The organism is Micromonospora sp. NPDC049081 (assembly GCF_040648835.1).
Classification (GTDB): domain Bacteria; phylum Actinomycetota; class Actinomycetes; order Mycobacteriales; family Micromonosporaceae; genus Micromonospora; species Micromonospora antibiotica.
Genome location: NZ_JBEZEK010000020.1, coordinates 86,757 through 102,822, shown reverse-complemented (window position 1 = coordinate 102,822; position 16,066 = coordinate 86,757). Strand labels below are relative to the sequence as shown.

Here is a 16,066-nt window from a genome sequence, read left to right as displayed (position 1 = left end):
GCCGTCGTGAGGGCTGACGGCCGGTCGCCCGGTCGGCGTCAGGCGACGTCGACCGGGCGGAACTGGACGCTGACCCGGGGGCCGACCGGGCGGGTGGTCTTGGGCACGGCGTGCTCCCAGGTGCGCTGGCAGGAACCGCCCATCACCACCAGGTCGCCGTGGCCGAGCGGGAAACGTAGCGTGTCGCCGCCGCCCCGGGGGCGTAGCAGCAGCGGGCGGGGCGAGCCGAACGACACGATCGCCACCATCGTGTCGGTGTGCGCGGAGCGGCCGATGGTGTCGCCGTGCCAGGCGACGCTGTCCCGCCCGTCGCGGTAGAGGCACATGCCGGCGGTGACGAACGGCTCGCCCAGCTCGGCGGCGTAGTGCCGGCTCAGCGCCGTGCGGGCCGCGGTGAGCAGCGGGTGCGGCAGCGGGCGGTCGGGGCCGTACCAGCAGAGCAGGCGGGGGACGTCGACCTCGGTGTCGTACATAGTGCGGCGTTCGGCCCGCCAGGGCACCCCGGTGCGCAGGGCGTCGAGGACCGTGTCCGAGCCGCGCACCCAGCCCGGCAGGTGGTCGACCCACGCGCCCCGGGTGAGCACCCGGCGGCGCATCCCGGCCAGCGGGGTCAGCGTCGGGTCGGTGTCGGTGAGGTCGAGCATCGACGGTTGGTAGGCGGCCTGCGACATACCCGGCACCCTATCAGGGGTTTAGTACACCCGTACGATCGGCGATCCGGGTGAGGACGGCGTCGGCCACCCGGGCCCGGCCGCGCCCGTCGACGGTGGCCCAGGCGCGGGCCGCGAGCGCCGCCCGACGCTGCGGGGACGCCAGCAGGGCGCGCAGCGTGCGGCCCGCGTCGGCCCGCGCGGCCCGGCCGGCCAGCCCCGGCGCGACCAGGTCCGGCAGTTCACCGAGGCCGGCGGCGAGCCGGTGCGCCACCACCCGGCGGTACGCCTCACGCTGGTTGTCCACCACGCAGACCAGCGCGGCGGGCGCACCCAGACAGCACAGTTCCCAGGTGGAGGTGCCGGCGGCGCTGACCACCAGGTCGGCCGCGCCGATCAGCGTGGGCAACGTGTCGGTGGGCGCGAGGAGGTGCAGCGCCTGCCCCCGACCGGTGGCGACCCGCGTCAGCTCGGCCTCGATCTCCGGCCGCCCGACCACCACCGTCAGTTCCATCGGGTGGCCGGTGCCGAGCAGCACCCGGGCCAGCACCGGGGCCGCCCCGACGGCGTCGGTGCCGCCGAAGAAGGCCAGCACCCGGGGGCGGTCCGTCGGTGGGGCCGGCGGTGGGGCCGGCGGCCGGGCGGCGGTCACCGCGTCGCGCAGCAGCGCGTACCGCACCCCGGCCAGCAACCGGCCGCCGCCGGTGCCCGTGCCGGTGGTGCCGTGCGGGCTGGCGGTGTCCGTGCCGGCGGTGCCGTGCGGGCCGGCGGTGTCCGCGCCGAAGTTCTGGTCCAGGTAGAGGTCGGCGTCCTGACCCCGGGTGTCGCCGTCGACGATGGCCAGGGTGACCACCCCGGCCGCCCGCAGCGCCCCGGCCCCCGCCGGGTCCAGCTCGTACGAGTCGAGCACCAGCGCGTCCAGGGCGTGCGCGCGGGCCGCCTCGACCAGCCCGGCGGGGGTGACCGGACCGGGGTGGACCGGGATGCCGCGCGCGGTCAGTCGGTCGGCGGCCCAACCGACCCGCTCGACGGTCCCGAACAGCTCGACCCGGGCACCCCGGGCCAGGAACTCCTCGCCGAGGGCCAGGCAGCGCACCAGGTGCCCGACGCCGGTGTGCGGGCCGGCGTCGCAGCGCAACCCGATCCGTGGTGGCTTCAGGACTCCTCCAGCCGCTTCTGGCGTACCGAGGAGTTGAGGGTACGCAGGTCGGGCCGCCCGTCCAACCAGTCGGCGAGTTTCGCCAGCGGCACGCTGACGTCGCCGAAGTGGTCGACGACCGCGCTGACCAGCGCCCAGTCCTGGTCGGTGTCGAGGGTGAGCCGCAGCGTCGACCGGTCCGGGGTGAGGGTCACCCCGAGCACCCGGAACAGCTCCGGATGGGCGTACGCCCAGGAGGTGACGTGCACCCGGTGGTGGTCGACGGCGAGCCGGTCCAGGGTACGCAGCGCGTCCGCCCGGATGATCTCCACGTCCAACCCCCGGGGCAGGGTACGGGCGATCGAGGTGCTGGCGTAGTCGAGCCCGGGGACGGCCCGGTAGACCGCCGCCACCAGGGAGACGATCTCCGGGTCGAGCAGCGGGCAGTCCGCGGTGAACCGCATGACGGCGTCGCCGGGGTGGGCGTCGAGTGCGCCGACGAACCGGCTCAGCACGTCGTCCACCGGTCCCCGGTGCACCGGCACGTCGAGCCGCGCGCACTCGGCGACCACCGCGTCGTCGACCGGGTCGACACTGGTGGCGACCACCAGGTCGGCGAGGACCCCGCTGTCCCGGGCGGCCCGGACCACCCGGCCGAGCACGCTGCGCCCGGCCAGCGGGCGCAGCACCTTGCCGGGCAGCCGCGACGAGCCCATCCGGGCCTGCACGATCCCGACGATCCGCAGGTCGGAGCCGACCGGTGCGACCGCGTCGGGTCCGCCGAGGTCGGCGTGGCCGGGCCGGCCCGTCGCCGGGACGCCGGGCCGGCCCGTCGCCGGGACGCCGGGCCGGCCCGTCGCCGGGACGCCGGGCCGGCCCGCCGCCATGCCGGTGCCGCCGGGTCGGCCCGTCGGCGGGGTGTGCGGGGCGGTCACTGCTGCTCCTCCGGCGGCTTGGGGCCGAGCGCCTCACGGGCCCGCCGTTTCGCCGCCCGGGCACCCCGCTTGGCCAGCCGGGCCGGGGTGATGGCCAGCCGGCCCACCCGGTAGCTGAGCGAGCCACTGAGCAGGTTGATCGTGGCGTCGGCGCGACGTAGCGCCCGTTCCCGCGAGGTGAGCAGCTCCTCGGTCCACTTCAGCAGGGCCGCCAGCCGGGTCAGCTCCTCCCGCTGGCGTACCCAGGCTTCCCGCATCTGCTGGTAGCTGCGCGGCCCGGCGGGCGGGTCGGTGGGGGTGACCGCCCGCAGTTCGGTGGCGAGCGCCCCGCGCCCGTCGGCGTCCAGGCCGCGCAGGGCGGCGGTGACCGCCGCCTCGGTCTGCACGGCGGCGTCCACGGTGGCCCGGTCCAGATCGTGCCCGCCGACTCCACCGAGCACCACGGTCAGCCCGGCGACGTCCAGGGTGGACGGCCACGGGTGGGCGTAGCCGCCGGTGAGCAGGGTGACCGCGAACCGCCACAGCCCCCGGGCCAGCACCACCTCGAGGGGCAGCGGCTCGCTGGCCTGCCAGCTCGGGTCGAGCACCGCGAAGGTGTCCCCGTCGACGACCACGGTGTCCGGGTCGGCGAGCGCGACCGCGCCGGTGAGCCGTCCGTCCGGGTCGGCCTGCCCGGCGAGCCACCCGGCGTATCCGCGCAGCAACCGGCGTAGGGCGTCCAGGTCGCGCCGCAGGCAGCCGTCGAGCAGCAGGGTCCGCAGCAGCCGCCCCGGCGTCACCGGGCCGGTGAGCGCGGCCGGGTCCCGGTGGGCGGCCTCCCGGCTGGCGAAGGGCGCCGGCCGGGTCCGGTCGGCCCCGCCGCCGGTGACCGCCCAGTGCCAGCCGTCCGGCCCGTCGGACACCTCGACCACCCCCACCCCGGGCGGCCCGGTCTGCACCAGCAGCACCGGCAGCGGCCCGGCGGTGGGTGCGGCGGGGCCGGGGCGGCGGGCCAGCGTCAGCCAGCCCGGGGCCAGTGTCGCGCCGAGCCCGGCGTGCAGCGCGTCGACCGCCAGCCGGGCCGGGTCCTGGAGCACCGCGCCGCCGGCGAACCCACCGGCGCAGGCCCCGTGCAGCACCGCGTCGAGCAACCCCGAGGTGGGTGACCGGTCCAGCGCGTCGGTGCCGACCAGCGCCGTCGCGGCACCCGGATCGGGGTACGCGGCGTAGCTCGCGTCGGCGGTCAGGCCCACCTCGGCGAGCCGGTCCCGCAGCTGCTCCCGGTTGGCCGGGCGGCCGGCGTCCAGCACCCCGCCGATGCTCCACGCCGCGTCGGCCCGGTCGGCGTACCAGGGGGAGGTGGCGACCAGCCGGGACACCCCCAACGGGTTGTCCAGGCGCAGCAGCAGCGTGCCGCCGGGCCGCAGCGCGGCGGTCAACCGGGCCAGCACCCCCGCCCAGCCCAGCCGGACGCCCTCCACCGACTCGACGGCGTCCAGGCCGGCCCCGGCCAGCACCACGTCGAACGTGTCGGCGGGGTCGAGTCCGGCCGGCCCGCCGACGATCACCCGGGCCGCCCGGTCGGTCAACACCACCGCGTCGGGGTGGCTGCGCAGCAGGCAGGTGACCTCCGCGTGGGTGAGCCGGTCCAGCAACGCCGGATCGTGCGGTCCGGCCACCAGGACCCGGGCCCCGGCGGGTACGACCCGCGCGGCCAACGCGCCCAACGGACCGCCGTCGGCCAGCCGCTGCGCCGGCAGGTCGGACCAGGCCAGCATCTCCCCACCGGGCAGGACGACGGGGGCGGTGGTTCCAGTGGTCAACTCGTGCCTCCTGCGGGATGCGCCCAGCCGAGCAGCTCACGCAGCTCGGCGGGGGTGCAGCGGTGGTCGGTGCCCAGCTCGGCGCGGGCGATGTCGACGGCGGTCGGCAGGTCCACCGTCTCGCCGTGCAGCTGCGGCCACTGCCGGCGGATGCGGGCGGTGCCGCCGAAGGTGGGGTCCTCCTTGGCCAGGATCATCGGGTCGCCGTAGACGGCCGGTTCACAACCGGCGGCGATGCCGTAGAAGATGGCGCTGGTCAGCCGGTTGGACGCCACCCGGGCGTGCCGGCGCAGCTCGGTGAGCTGCTTGTCGAGGAAGAGCGGGTCGGTGTCGCGCCACCAGTGCCCCCGGTAGCCGTGGCAGATCACCCGGAAACCGGCGTTCTCGTAGAGCCGGCGGACCCGGCGCATGCCGTACTCGTGCCAGTAGAGGCAGACGGTGACCGGGCCGGGTTCGGTGTCCCTGATCCGGGCGATCAACTCCCTGTGGTCGCCCTTGACGTGCTGGCCCTCCCAACCGTGGAACGGGTACCAGATGGTGCCCTCCCGGGCGGCCGGCGGCGGGTCGTCGCGGCGCAGGTCGAGCAGGTACGCGAAGGGCGCACCGACGACCACCACGTTGCGTCGACCCACCGACCAGGCCCGCCGCCGGGTCTGCTCCGACCAGAGCAGGCTGGGGGTGCGCTCGGCGTACGGGTGGCCGGGGGCGAGGCCGTCGCCGATGTTCCAGCCGTGCTGGACGTACCCGTTGATCCGGGGCGGGTGGTCGTCGCCCAGCCCGCAGTAGCGGGCCAGCACGTGGGCGTGGCCGTAGAAGTGGTTCGCGTGGTGCATCGGTTCCCCCGGTCAGGCGGCGGTGGGCGCGGTGACGCCGCGCAGCGCCGCGCCGAGCGCGTCGATCACCCGGTCCTGGTCGGTGTCGGTGAGACCCGGGTACAACGGCAGCGACAGCTGCTGTGCGTAGAACGACTCGGCCACCGGGCAGGACCCGCGCCGGTAGCCGAGGTCGGCGAAGGCCGGGTGCCAGTGCACCGGCAGGTAGTTGACCTGGACGCCGATGCCGGCGGCGCGCATCCGGTCGTACACCTCGCGGCGGCGGCCGTCGAGGATCCGGACCGGGTAGAGGTGCCAGGCGGGGGCGGCCCACGACCGGCGGGTCGGGGTGAGCACCCCGTCCAGGTCGGACAGCGCCTCGTCGTAGCGGGCCACCAGCCGGGCGCGGGCGGCGAGGAAGTCGCCGAGCCGGCGCAGTTGGCTGCGGCCCAGCGCGCAGAGCACGTCCGGCAGCCGGTAGTTCAGCCCGAAGGAGTGCACCTCCTGGTGCCAGCCGCCCTCGTCCGGCGTGCGCAGCTCGGCGCGCTCCCGGACCAGCCCGATGTTGCGGAACCGGCGGGCCCGCTTCAGCAGCTCCGCGTCGAGGCTGGCGACCGCGCCGCCCTCGGCGGTGGTGAGGTTCTTGGTGGGGAAGAACGAGAAGGTGGTCAGGTCGGCCAGCGACCCGACCGGCCGTCCCCGGTAGGTGGCCCCGATGGAGTGCGCCGCATCGGCCAGCAGCAGCGCGTCGGAGCCGGACAGGGCGGTGCGCAGGGCGTCGTAGTCGGCCGGGTGACCGGCGTAGTCGACGGCGGCGACGACCTTCGTCCGGGCGGTGGCCGCCGCGGCTGCCGCCGCCGGGTCCAGGGTGAACGTCTCCTCCTCGACGTCGGCGAAGACGATCCGCGCGCCGAGGGCGACCGCGCTGCTGGCCGTCGCCACGAACGTCATCGGCGGCACCACCACCTCGTCGCCGGGTCCCACCCCGGCCGCCGCGTAGGCGACGTGCAGGGCGGCCGTGCCGTTGGCGACCGCCGCGCAGCCGGCCCCGCCGGTCCAGCCCGCGAGGTCCGCCTCGAACGCGTCGACCTGCGGGCCGGTGGTGAGCCAGTCGCTGCGCAGGGTGGCGACCACGGCGGCGACGTCGTCGTCGGTGACCGACTGCCGGCCGTACGGGAGCATCGCCGTCACGCCGTGATGCCCAGCATGTCGCGCAGCTGCCGGACGCTCAACCACTCGTCGTTGCCGTCGGACTGGTAGGCGAACCCGTCCGGCACCGGCTCACAGTCGACGGGCGGCCGGTAACCCCAGGTGGCGATCGTCGGTTGGACGATGAACCGGTCCTTCGCGCGCAGCGTCCGGCGGCTGTCGTCCGGGGCGATCATCTCCTCGTGCAGCTTCTCGCCGGGCCGGATGCCGATCTCGTGGGTGGTGGCGTCCGGGGCGACCGCCTCGACCAGGTCGAGGATGCGCATGCTGGGGATACGCGGCACGAACAGCTCCCCGCCCTGCATCTGGTCGAAGCTGTCCAGCACGAACTGCACGGCCTGGTCTAGGGTGATCCAGAACCTGGTCATCCGCTTGTCGGTGATCGGCAGGCTCTTGCCTTCGGCGGCGAGCCGGCGGAACAGCGGCACCACCGAACCCCGGCTGCCCACCACGTTGCCGTAGCGGACCACGGCGAACCGGGTGGGGTGCTGGGCGGCGTAGTGGTTGGCCGAGACGAAGAGTTTGTCGCCGACGAGCTTGGTCGCGCCGTACAGGTTGATCGGGCTGGACGCCTTGTCGGTGGAGAGCGCGATGACCTTCTTGACGCCGGCCTCAATGGCCGCGTCGACCACGTGCTGCGAACCGGTGATGTTGGTGGCGATGAACTCCGACGGGTTGTACTCGGCGGTGTCCACCTGCTTGAGGGCGGCGGCGTGCACCACGTGGTCCACCCCGTGCATGGCCCGGGTGAGCCGGTGCCGGTCCCGGATGTCCCCGATGAACCAGCGCAGCCGGGGGTCGTCGCCGAGTTGCTGGCGCAGCTCGTACTGCTTGAGTTCGTCGCGGGAGAACACCACCACCCGGGCCGGGTCGGCCACGTCGAGGACGTGCCGGAGGAACGTCTTCCCGAAGGACCCCGTCCCGCCGGTGACCAGAATGGAGGACCCATTCAACTCACTCAATTTGGTGCTCCCCAGCTCGTGGTTGGTGCGCCACCGGCTCGGGCCAGGCGACCGGACGGACGCTAACCAGGTCGGGTTAACACCCCGACGCCCCCGGGTGAACCGACCGCGCTGCTCCCGTGAATGCCGGACCCCCGCCAGGCGAACACTTGCCGACCCGGTTGCTGCCGGCTGACCAGCGGCTACGTCGCTGACTACAGTGGCCCGGCGCGGCCGGTGGGCACCCCCGCCGCAGGCGCATCCGACACCCACGGTCGGGCACCCGCCCCGCCCGGCCCGGCCTGCGGGCCGGGACCGTCGCGCGTCCCGGGCGGGCCGACGGGGTGCCCCGACGAGGCAGGAGGCGACGATGGTGGCCGTCACCGAGGTAGGACCCCGGGTCGCCGACCCGCCCGGCCAGCCGGCGGGTCGAGGCCGTCGGCTGGTGCCGGTGCTGCTGGTGGTGGGCTGGCTGGTGGGCGTCGCCTGGCGGATGTGGTCGTCCCGGCACGTGCCGCTGCCGATCGCCCACACCGACGAGGACAGCTACCTGCACACCGCCCGCGCGTTGGCCGGTGGGCCGGGCGGCTTCAGCAGCGAGAACGGGCCGTTGCGCCGGGTCGGCTACCCGCTGTTGATCTCCCCGGCGTTCCTCGGGGAGCGGGACTTCACCGACAGCTACCGGCTGGTGCAGTTGATCAACGCGGTGCTGAACGCGACGGTGCTGCCGCTGGCGTACCTGCTGGTGCGTCGGCTGGCGCCGGTGAGCCGCGCGGTCGCCCTGGCCGCCGCCGCCGTCGCGGCCACCCTCCCGGCGACCGTCTTCTACGCAGGCGTGGCGATGATCGACGCCGTGCTGGCGCCGCTGGTGCTGGCCTGGCTGCTCGCCGTGCACCGGTGGGTACGCCGACCCGCCCCGCTGGTCGCCACCGGGGCCGGTGCCCTGGTCGGGGTGTTCCACCTGCTGCACTCGCGGGGCCTGGTGATCGTGGGGGTGCACGCCGGTCTGGTGCTGCTGCTGTTCCTGCGGCGACGGATCAGCCCGGCGCAGGTGCTCGCCGCCGTCCTGCCGGTACTGGCGTTGGCCCTGCTCAACGAGGCGGTCATCCGGCTGCTCGGCGACCGGGTCTACCTGCTCGGGGACCCGCCCGGCGGCGGCACCGTCCGGGCGGTCGCCTCCGGCCCGGGGCTGCTGCGGGTCGGCGCGGCGGTCGCCACCCAACTCTGGTACCTGGTGGTCATCACCTTCGGCCTGGCCGGCGTCGCCTGGGCCGGCGCCGTCCGCCTCCTGCTGCGCCGTCCCGCCGCGCTGTCCTCCACCCCGGCCCCGGCCCCGGCTCCGACCCCGGCCTCTGCGCCGGCCCCGGCCCCGGCCTCCGCCCCGGTCCCAGCCTCTGCGTCGGCTCCGGCTCCGACCCCGGCCTCTGCGCCGGCCGCGACCACGGACGGCACCTCCGTCGCAGCAGGGTCGGCGGCCGACGATGCGGCGACCCGGTGGACGGTCGGGGTGGCGGTGGTGACCAGCGTCGGGGTGGCCGCCGGAGCGTCGGTGATCCTGGCCGGCATCACCGGTAAACCGCTGGACGCCATCTACGGCCGCTACGTGCAGATGCTCGCCCCGTTCTGGCTGCTGGTCGGGGTGGTGATGCTGGTGACCGCGACGCCCCGGGTGCGGTGGCGGCGGGCGGCGGTCGCGGCGGCGGTGCTGCTGGCCGGGGCGACGCTGATCGCCGCCCGGCTCGCCTGGGTGGCCGGCCGGGGACACGAACTGCGCTACGGCGGTTTCGGCGCACCCGACCTGATGGCCCTGACCGGGGGCTGGCGCGAGTTCCGGCCGTACACCGGCGCGGCCGTCGGACTGGCCGGCTGCCTGCTGCTGGTCGCCGCCGTGCGGTCGCCCCGAATGCGCGTGCCGGTGCTCGCCGCGCTGGTGGTGGTGAACATCGGCACCATGCAGGTGATCACCGACCGGCTGGTCCGGCCGATGGTCGCGGCGACCGCCCCGACCCCCCGGGTGGCCGACCTGGGGGTACGCCCCGGCGACCGGGTCTGGGCGTCGCTCGGCGTGCAGTGGGTGCTCCGGTTCAACCTCAGCCACCAGGTCACCTGGGCCGACGTGCGGTGGTTCGTGGACAACCCGCCGGCCGACGCGGACGTCGTCCTCGTCCGGTGGGCACCCGGCGAGTCGGACGACTGGGACGGCACCCGGTACGGCTTCGTCCGGTTGGGGGGTAACCCGGCGCAGCACTGGGCCGCCTGGCGTCGCCACTGATCCGGGTGGTCCCCGCACGTCACCGCCACCCGGTGCCGGGTCGCGGTGGCGCATGCTTTCGCCACCCGGTGCCGCCCCGGTCGTGTGCGTTTCCGCCGTCGCCCGGCGCGCGCCATTCGGTTAACGGGGGATGGCCGGTCGGTGAATCGTCACCGGACACCTGTCGACATCAGCGTCGGCGACGATTTTCCCGGGTCAGGGAAATGGGGACGACGATGATTTCCCGGCCGTCGACCGTCTCGGGCCGCCCGGTGCCCTCGACGAACCGGAAACGACGGTTCATCTGTCGTACGACGGTGTTGTGCGCCAACACCTCGCCGTCGAGCCGGTCCAGCGCGAGCACGTCGAAGGCGTGGTCCACCGCCGCCCGCATCACCCCCAGCCAGGCGGGCAGGGTTGCCCCCCGTTCGGCCAGCCCGTCGGCGTCCAGATAGAAACCCCAGGCACCGGACCGGGTCGGCCCGTCCAGGCGCAGGTCGAAGAACGTCACCACGCCCGCCGGCAGGTCGTCGTGGAGATAGACCAGCACGCGGCGGGCCGGGTCGGTGCGGACCCGCGACCACCACGCCGCGTGCTCGGCGGGGGTGATCTCGTGACTGGTCTTGCTGACCTGCCGGTTGGTTTCCTGATTACGCCAGGAAAACATCAGGTTAACGTCTTCCGTGGTGGCCTCGCGCAACACTCGTACCCCTTTTATTCACCTGGTGGACCCGGGTCGACCCTACCCGGGTAAATGGGCGAGGTAATTGTCGGGCTGTACACTCCGGCGCATGAACGAATTGAGTCGCGCGCAGATCCGCGACCTCATGGCGCAGGTGGTGCGGAACCAGGGCAGGGTGTTGCCCGACGACGACTCCGCCGACCTGCGGGAGATCGGCTTCCGGTCCCTGGACTTTTCCGAGCTGGCGCTGCGGGTGGAGGACGAGACCGGGGAGGAGTTGAACTTCGACGCCCCCGGGCTGCGTCGGATCGCCACCGTCGGGGACGTCCTCGACTTCCTCGCCGAACTCCAACGGCAGTGACCGTCGCGACCTCGCCGGCCGGGCTGGACAACCGCATCGTCGTCGCCGGGGTGCCCCGCAGCTGGCGGGACCTGCCTGCGCCGGCGCTGCCGTCACCCGGCGCGGTCCTCACCGCCGGAGCCGCCGACGCCCTCGCCGTCGCCCGGCAGCACGCCACCGACGGCACCGAACTGCTGCTCGCGGGCCCCACCCGGGTCGACGCGACGATGCGGGACGAGCTGCGCGCCGCCGGGTTCGCCGTCACCGTGCTCGTCGACGGGGTGCCGCAGACCGTGCCGCCGGCCACCGGGCGGGCAGCGGAGGCCGGCCGGCTCTGGCTGCTCACGTCCGGTTCGACCGGGCGGCCCAAGCGGGTCGGGCACACCCTGGACTCGTTGACCACCGTGCGGGCGGCCCAGCCGCAGCGGACCTGGCTCTGCCCGTACGCCCCCGGCAGTTATGCCTGGTGGCAGGTGGTCACCCTGTCGCTGACCCAGCCCGGTCAGCACCTGGTGGTGGTCGACCCGGACGAGCTGGACGACTGGCCGGCGCTGGCCGCCGCGCACCGGGTGGACGCCGTCTCCGGCACCCCGACCTTCTGGCGGCGCACCCTGCACCGCGACCCGGAGGCGCTGGCCCGGGTGCCGCTGCGGCAACTCACCCTCGGCGGCGAACCTGTCGACCAGACCGTCCTGGACCGGCTCCGGGCGCTCTTCCCGGCCGCCCGGATCTCCTGGATCTACGCCTCCTCCGAGGTGGGCGCGTCGATCGTGGTGCACGACGGGCGGGCCGGCTTCCCGGTCGACTGGCTCGACCGGGCCGCACCCGGTCGGCCCATCCTCTCGCTGCGCGACGACGAACTGGTGGTCGCCTCACCGCACCACGGCGTCGGGCACGACGGCCCGGTCCGCACCGGCGACCGGGCGCAGATCGTCGAGGGCCGGGTCATGATCACCGGTCGGTTGGACTCCGACGAGATCAACGTCGGCGGCAGCAAGGTCTCCGCCGGGCTGGTCCGCGACGTGCTCACCGCCCACCCTCAGGTGGCCTGGGCCCGGGTGACCGGCCGCCGCGCGCCGGTGCTCGGCCGGATGGTGGTCGCCGAGGTCGTCCCCGCCACCGCGCCGGGCCACGCCGGCCAACCGGACGGGGCATCCCCGCTCGACGAGGGTGCGCTGGTGCGCTGGTGCGCCGAGCGGCTCCCCGAGTACGCGGTGCCCCGCCGCATCCGCCTACTGACCGAGATCCCCGTCAAGGAGACCCTGAAGAGCGATGTCTGATTCCGCGCTCGTCCCACCCAGCACCGTCGTCCTCGTCTCCGGGGGGTCCCGGGGGCTGGGCCTGGCCATCGTCACCGACCTGCTCGACGCCGGGCTCACCGTTGCCGCGTTCGCCCGCAGCGTCACCCCCGAGTTGGAGAAGCTGGCCGACGTGCACCCCGACCGGGTGCACGTCGGCGCGGTGGACGTCACCGACCTCGCGGCGGCGCAGGGCTTCGTCCGGGCGGTCGAGGCGCGGTTCGGCCCGATCGACGGACTGGTCAACAACGCCGCCGTCGGGCAGGACTCGATGCACACGCACACCGCCACCGCCGACATCGCCCGGATCGTCGAGACCAACCTGACCGCGCCGTTGCAGCTCACCCGCCTGGTGATCCGGCGGATGCTCGGGCAGGGCCGGCGCGGCCGGGTCGTGAACGTCACCTCGATCTGCGCGCAGCGCGGCTTCCCCGGCCTGGTGGCGTACTCGGCCACCAAGGGCGGCATGGACGCGGCGACCCGGTCGCTGGCCCGCGAGCTGGGCGGGCGGATGCTGGTCAACGCCGTCGCGCCGGGCTTCTTCGCCTCGGAGATGTCCGCCGTGCTGGGCAGCACCCAGCTCGACCAGATCGTCCGCCGCACCCCGACCGGGCACCTGACCGAGCCCGCCGAGGTGGTACCGGTGGTGCGGATGCTGCTGTGCGAGCACACCAACATCAACGGCCAGGTCATCGTGGTCGACGGTGCTGCCTCGATCTGACCGTGCCTGCCCCGACCACCGGCCCGGCGGCGGTCGGGGCGACGGTGTCGTGACGGCCCGGTCCGGGTCGGCCGGTGGGGGTGCGGTCGGGTCGGTGGGCACCCGGCCGGGCGGGCAGTCGGGGCGCGCGGTCGGCCCGCCGGTCCGGCCGGCTGGAAACGTCGGGCTGCGACCGGTGCCGGCGCTGCTGGGCGCCGCCGAACGGCACCTGCGCGTCGGCACCCCCACCGAGCTGCGGTACGCGGTGACCCGCAGCCATCTCGACGACGGGCGCTGCGTCGGCTGGTACGGGCCGGTCACCCCAGGTTGGCGGGTGGCGATCGACGCCGAACGGGCCACCGCCGAGGTCCCGCCCGCGTTGGCCGCCCGCTTCGGCCCGGTCGACTTCTGGGCCCGCTGGACCCGGGCGGAGAGCCTGTGCAAACTGGCCGAGATACCGGTGGCCGCCTGGTGGCGGCGGCACGGTCTGGCCGTACCCCCGCACACGCGTGCGGTGTGGCGCACCCTGCACCTGGCCGACCTGGTGGTCACGGTGGCCTTCGCCCCCTGAGCAGCACCGGTGGCGTCGCCGCCCGCCACGTGATCCTGCCGCCCGCCGCGCGACCCTGCTCCGGTCCCGTCACATCCGACGTCGCCCCGCCCCCGCAGGACCGATGGGTTATCCGCCGCGCCGCCCGGTGGGTTTCCGCCGTGGCAGCCGGTGCGCCGAGGCCGTGCCACTCCTGCGAGGGTGGGCCATGATCAGATGACGATGGCGACGACATCTGCCGGCGTGTCGTCGCCATTTTCGTCATTTGACCATGAGTGCCAGGGCTGGGCGGCCTGGGTTGGACAGGGGTGGGGCTGGGCCGAGCGGGGCTGCGCAGGGCAGGGCAGGGCTTGCGCAGGGCGGGGCTTGTGCAGGGCTGGGCCGAGCGGGGCTGCGCAGGGCAGAGCGGGGCGGTGTCAGACGAGGTCCCAGCTCAGCGGGGTGCCGCGGGGGACGTCGGTGGTGAAGGTGCGGCCGAGGACCCGGTCGATCTCCACCGGAGGCAGGCCGCCGGCCGGGCGGATCGAGCGGACGTTGGCTGCGGTCACCTCGTCGCCGGCCCGGACGTCGGCCACCACGAACAGGGAACGGCGGAACCGCAGCCCCTCCCGCTCGGCCGGGGTCGGGCCGATGGCGGTGCCGCCGAGCGCCGCGTGTGCCCGCGCCGACTCGACCACCAGGGCGGCCAACTCGTCGGGGGGCAGCGAGAAGTCGGAGTCGACCCCGCCGTCGCCCCGGTCGAGGGTGACGTGCTTCTCGATGAAGCACGCGCCCAACGCCACCGAGGCCACCGGCACCCCGATGCCGGGGGTGTGGTCGGACAGGCCGACCGGCACCCCGAAGGCGTCGGCCAGCACCGGGATCCGGCGCAGGTTGCTGTCGGCCGGTGGGGCCGGGTAGGCGGCGGTGCAGGCCAACAGCACGATGCCACCGGCCCCGCCGTCGCGGGCGGTGCGCACCGCGGCGTCGATCTCGGCGAGCGTGGCCATGCCGGTGGAGATGACCAGGGGCTTGCCGGTGCCCGCGACCAGCCGGATCAGCGGCAGGTCGACCAGCTCCGACGAGGCGATCTTGTACGCCGGGACGTCCAGCCCCTCCAGCAGCTCCACCGCCGACGGGTCGAACGGGGACGAGAACACGGTCAGCCCTCGCTCCCGGGCCCGTTCGAAGATCGGCCCGTGCCACTCGTACGGGGTGTGGGCCCGCTCGTAGAGCCGGTAGAGGTTCTGCCCGCCCCACAGCTCGTGCCCGCCGGAGATGCGGAACGCCGGGGTGTCCACGTCGATGGTGATGGTGTCCGGCCGGTACGTCTGCAACTTCAGCGCGTGCGCCCCGCTGGCCGCCACCGCGTCCACGATCGCCAGGGCCCGCCCCAGGTCACCGTTGTGGTTGCCGGACATCTCCGCCACCACGAACGGCTGCTCCCCGGCCCCCACCACGTGCGGCCCGATCTTCACTGTCATCGTCATCTCCGACCCCCTGTTCCCTGTACTCGTCACTCGTCACTCGTGGCCGGTCGTCGACACGCCGACAGCGCCACCGGTCCGATGCCGGCGTACCGTGTCGGTGGTGGCCGGTCACCGGGTGCCGCGACCGGCCAGCGCGTCCCGGTCGGCGGGGGAGTCCGCCAGCGGGGTCGGCGCGGCGACCGACGGGGCCGGTTCCGGTGCGGCGACCGGGCTGCGCAGCCACCCGGCCAGCCGGTGCGCCTGGCGCAGCACCGCGTACGCGAGGTAGGCGTCCCGGCCGACCAGCCGGTGCTTGAGCCCCGCCACGCCGCCCGGCCGGGGGTAGCCGCCCGGCGGCAGGTGCCGGCGGTGGTGCGCGGCGATGCGGTGGAAGAACTCGCGGCGCAGGTGCGGGTGCAGCCGGCCGTCGTTGCCGACCACCACCAGCATGTGGTTGATCATCAGGGTGAACAGCTCGCCGCGCAGCCGCTCGTCGGGATACCGGCGGGCGACCCAGTCGAACAGCCTGTCGTACTGGGCGAAGGCGTCGAAGTGGCGACCGCTGCGGGTGGAGGTGATCGCGCCCTGCCGACCCTGCCGGTAGAGGTAGCAGACCCGGTCCAGCACGGAGATCCGTTCCGCGCCGATGAGCAGCGGATTGCTGAACGGGATGTCCTCGTACCAGCCGGGGTGGAAGCGCAGTTCCAGGTCGACCATGAACTCCCGGCGGACCACCTTGTTCCACGCGGTGTGCTGCACCCGCAGCAGCCCGGGTCGGTCGGCCAGCCGGACCACCCCGGGGATGCCGCGTAGCAGGTGACTGCTCGCGTCCACCTCGCGCCGGCCGTCCTCGCTCACCCGCAGGTGGTCGAGCATCAGCACGTCGGGGCGGTGCGCCCGGAGCCGGTCCAGCACCGCTGCGACGGTGCCCGGCGGCAACCAGTCGTCGCTGTCGACGAACCAGACGTACTCCCCGACGGCCACGTCCAGGCCGGCGTTGCGGGCGGGACCCAACCCGACGTTGCGGGTCAGGTGCACCGTGCGTACGCCCGGATGCTCGGCCGCGTACGCGCGCAGCAGCTCACCGCACCGGTCCGGCGAGGCGTCGTCGACCGCGACGATCTCGACCGCGCCCGCCGCGTCGGCCGGCACGTCCGTGCGCACCGAGTCGAGGCACTGGTGCAGGTACGCCTCCACCCCGTGGACGGGGACGACGACGCTGAGCAGCGGGGTGGGCGCGGGCTGGTTGACCACCCCGCCACCCTGGTGCACGGGTATGGACGGCCACGGAACGTGACGTATCCGGCGGA

15 protein-coding genes are annotated in these 16,066 nt (G+C 74.7%); 5 read left to right on the top strand and 10 right to left on the bottom strand.

Annotated features, from left to right (window positions below):
* Positions 1–38: 38 nt before the first annotated feature.
* The 7 genes from AB0B63_RS24670 to pseB all read right to left on the bottom strand — a co-directional run bounded on the left by AB0B63_RS24670 (position 39) and on the right by pseB (position 7,508).
* Positions 39–671 carry an alpha-ketoglutarate-dependent dioxygenase AlkB gene (locus AB0B63_RS24670; protein ID WP_357022674.1) on the bottom strand — a complete coding sequence of 211 codons (633 nt, stop codon included), beginning with the start codon at positions 669–671 and terminating at the stop codon, positions 39–41.
* Between the two features lie 13 nt (positions 672–684).
* Entirely contained in the window at positions 685–1,809 is a 1,125-nt protein-coding gene (locus AB0B63_RS24665; protein WP_357022723.1) for a spore coat protein, read from the bottom strand.
* On the bottom strand, positions 1,806–2,534 hold the full coding sequence (locus tag AB0B63_RS24660) for a glycosyltransferase family protein (RefSeq protein WP_357022720.1): 729 nt from the start codon (positions 2,532–2,534) through the stop codon (positions 1,806–1,808). Before AB0B63_RS24660 ends, AB0B63_RS24665 begins: the two co-directional genes overlap by 4 nt.
* A gap of 185 nt (positions 2,535–2,719) precedes the next feature.
* The gene (locus AB0B63_RS24655) at positions 2,720–4,480 is read right to left on the bottom strand and encodes a class I SAM-dependent methyltransferase (protein ID WP_357022717.1); all 1,761 of its coding nucleotides are present in this window, start codon (positions 4,478–4,480) and stop codon (positions 2,720–2,722) included.
* A gap of 41 nt (positions 4,481–4,521) precedes the next feature.
* Positions 4,522–5,358 (bottom strand): hypothetical protein, encoded by an 837-nt coding sequence (locus AB0B63_RS24650; RefSeq protein WP_357022671.1) that lies wholly within the window; start codon positions 5,356–5,358, stop codon positions 4,522–4,524.
* Positions 5,359–5,370: 12 nt separating this feature from the next.
* The gene (locus AB0B63_RS24645) at positions 5,371–6,528 is read right to left on the bottom strand and encodes a DegT/DnrJ/EryC1/StrS family aminotransferase (protein ID WP_357022668.1); all 1,158 of its coding nucleotides are present in this window, start codon (positions 6,526–6,528) and stop codon (positions 5,371–5,373) included.
* Complete coding sequence (pseB, locus tag AB0B63_RS24640) at positions 6,525–7,508, bottom strand: UDP-N-acetylglucosamine 4,6-dehydratase (inverting) (protein WP_219469218.1); 984 nt, start codon at positions 7,506–7,508, stop codon at positions 6,525–6,527. Before pseB ends, AB0B63_RS24645 begins: the two co-directional genes overlap by 4 nt.
* A gap of 349 nt (positions 7,509–7,857) precedes the next feature.
* On the opposite strand from pseB, the gene AB0B63_RS24635 reads away from it, so the two are divergent.
* Positions 7,858–9,759, top strand: coding sequence for a hypothetical protein (locus AB0B63_RS24635; protein WP_357022664.1), 1,902 nt, complete (start codon positions 7,858–7,860; stop codon positions 9,757–9,759).
* 169 nt (positions 9,760–9,928) lie between these two features.
* Here AB0B63_RS24635 and AB0B63_RS24630 read toward each other — a convergent pair whose 3' ends face one another.
* Positions 9,929–10,441: a GNAT family N-acetyltransferase gene (locus AB0B63_RS24630; protein WP_208569048.1), complete on the bottom strand. Its 513-nt coding sequence runs from the start codon at positions 10,439–10,441 to the stop codon at positions 9,929–9,931.
* A gap of 88 nt (positions 10,442–10,529) precedes the next feature.
* Between AB0B63_RS24630 and AB0B63_RS24625 the strand changes: the two genes are divergently transcribed.
* From AB0B63_RS24625 to AB0B63_RS24610, 4 genes are all read left to right on the top strand, one after another.
* Positions 10,530–10,781, top strand: a complete 252-nt coding sequence (locus AB0B63_RS24625) for an acyl carrier protein (protein ID WP_244252945.1) — start codon at positions 10,530–10,532, stop codon at positions 10,779–10,781.
* A complete protein-coding gene (locus AB0B63_RS24620; RefSeq protein ID WP_357022660.1) occupies positions 10,778–12,040 on the top strand; it encodes an AMP-binding protein in 1,263 nt (420 codons plus the stop codon). The genes AB0B63_RS24625 and AB0B63_RS24620 overlap by 4 nt, the downstream gene beginning before the upstream one ends.
* On the top strand, positions 12,033–12,779 hold the full coding sequence (locus tag AB0B63_RS24615) for an SDR family NAD(P)-dependent oxidoreductase (protein WP_357022657.1): 747 nt from the start codon (positions 12,033–12,035) through the stop codon (positions 12,777–12,779). The genes AB0B63_RS24620 and AB0B63_RS24615 overlap by 8 nt, the downstream gene beginning before the upstream one ends.
* A gap of 94 nt (positions 12,780–12,873) precedes the next feature.
* Positions 12,874–13,329, top strand: coding sequence for a hypothetical protein (locus AB0B63_RS24610; protein WP_357022654.1), 456 nt, complete (start codon positions 12,874–12,876; stop codon positions 13,327–13,329).
* A gap of 395 nt (positions 13,330–13,724) precedes the next feature.
* On the opposite strand, the gene pseI is transcribed toward AB0B63_RS24610, so the two are convergent.
* Positions 13,725–14,777, bottom strand: coding sequence for a pseudaminic acid synthase (gene pseI, locus AB0B63_RS24605; RefSeq protein ID WP_357022651.1), 1,053 nt, complete (start codon positions 14,775–14,777; stop codon positions 13,725–13,727).
* Between the two features lie 108 nt (positions 14,778–14,885).
* On the bottom strand, positions 14,886–16,010 hold the full coding sequence (locus tag AB0B63_RS24600; RefSeq protein WP_357022648.1) for a glycosyltransferase: 1,125 nt from the start codon (positions 16,008–16,010) through the stop codon (positions 14,886–14,888).
* Between the last annotated feature and the right edge of the window lie 56 nt (positions 16,011–16,066).